Source organism: Pseudomonas sp. AGC41 (genome assembly GCF_057334555.1).
Genome location: NZ_JBHFJB010000136.1, coordinates 62,634 through 64,224 on the forward strand (window position 1 = coordinate 62,634; position 1,591 = coordinate 64,224).

Sequence of the window (1,591 nt, forward strand, 5' to 3'; positions counted from 1 at the left end):
GGAGCAACCCCCCCCACCACGGGGGAATTTGCCTGGCATAGCGTACAGCGCACAGATCAGGTCGCGATTAAGCCGCTTCGTTACAGCGCGATTTGCTCTAAGCCGCCCATCCCCTTGGCGGTCACTCCTTTCTATACTGCGGCATAAGGTCGCACACACTTACAGACCTTTACTTACCCGGCCCTTTGGCCCGTAGGCGCTCCGTTGGGGGGCGATGGCAATAACAAAGGAGTGACTGACTATGATCCATCATGTCGTGGGGCTCTTTACCCACCCTGATCAAGAATGGAAGGAAATCCGTGGCGATCAGGAGGAAAGCATCAGCCACATGTACCTCACCCACACGCTGATCCTCGCGGCTATCCCGGCGGTGTCGGCGTTCATCGGCACCACGCAGGTGGGATGGGTCATCGGCAATCGTCCACCGGTCATGCTCACCCTGGAAAGCGCGCTGTGGATGACCATCATGTCGTACCTCGCGATGTTGGGCGGCGTGGCGGTGATGGGCGCGTTCATCCACTGGATGGCCCGCACCTATGACGCCAACCCGAGCCTGGCCCGTTGTGTCGCGTTCGCTACCTACACCGCGACGCCGTTGTTCATCGGCGGGTTGGCGGCGCTCTACCCGCACATGTGGCTGGGGATGATCGTCGGCACCGCGGCGATCTGCTACACGGTCTACCTGCTGTACGTGGGTTTGCCGACGTTCATGAACATCCCGCAGGACGAAGGCTTCCTCTTTTCCAGCTCGGTGCTGGCCGTCGGCCTGGTCGTGCTGGTTGCCATCATGGCGTTCACGGTCATTGTCTGGGGATTGGGCGTGGGTCCGGTCTATACCAACTGAAGGCTTGCACAAACCCTCCGAGAAAAAAGACATCTGCCAACACAGGCCGCCGCAAGGCGGCCTTCCTGTGCCTGGGGCCGGCGAAACGACCGCTGGGCAACTGGGCGATTCGCAACGGCCAGCGCTTGCGGCATACTCGGCTTTCTGGAGACCCGTAAAGCATGCTCGAGCAACTCAATACCCGCGTCGAAGAGTGTTACCAACAAGCTGAAGCCTTTTTCAAACGTCCTTTCAAACGCCCGCTGGTCAGCCTCAAGTTGCGCGGCCAGAAGGCCGGTGTCGCGCACCTTCATGAAAACCTGCTGCGTTTCAATCCCCAGCTGTACCGGGAAAACGCCGACGACTTCCTCAAGCAGACCGTTGCCCACGAAGTCGCGCACCTGATCGCCCATCAGTTGTTTGGCGACCGCATCCAGGCCCATGGCGAGGAATGGCAACTGATTATGCGCGGGGTCTACGAACTGCCGCCCAACCGTTGCCACACCTACGAGATAAAACGCCGCACCGCCACCCGCTACATCTATAAGTGCCCGTGCGATGGCAGCGACTTTCCGTTCACCGCACAGCGCCATAGCCTGGTGCGCCAAGGGCGGCGGTACTTGTGCCGCAGTTGTCGCAGTACGTTGGTGTTCAGCGGGGAGACGCGGGTCGAGTAGCCTGGATTAGTGGTGTCTTGGCCGGCCCCATCGCGAGCAAGCTCGCTCCCACAGGGGATTTTGTGAACGCCGCAGATCCAGTGTGGGAGCG

Annotated in this window: 2 protein-coding genes; both read left to right on the plus strand. The window is 60.5% G+C overall.

Features of this window, described 5'->3' with window-relative positions; all coding sequences use genetic code 11:
- Window positions 1-241: 241 nt before the first annotated feature.
- Window positions 242-844, plus strand: coding sequence for a Yip1 family protein (locus tag ACE04F_RS22210; RefSeq protein ID WP_305499396.1), 603 nt, complete (start codon window positions 242-244; stop codon window positions 842-844).
- Window positions 845-1,005: 161 nt separating this feature from the next.
- The gene (locus ACE04F_RS22215) at window positions 1,006-1,500 is read left to right on the plus strand and encodes a SprT family zinc-dependent metalloprotease (protein WP_486109946.1); all 495 of its coding nucleotides are present in this window, start codon (window positions 1,006-1,008) and stop codon (window positions 1,498-1,500) included.
- Window positions 1,501-1,591: the final 91 nt, after the last annotated feature.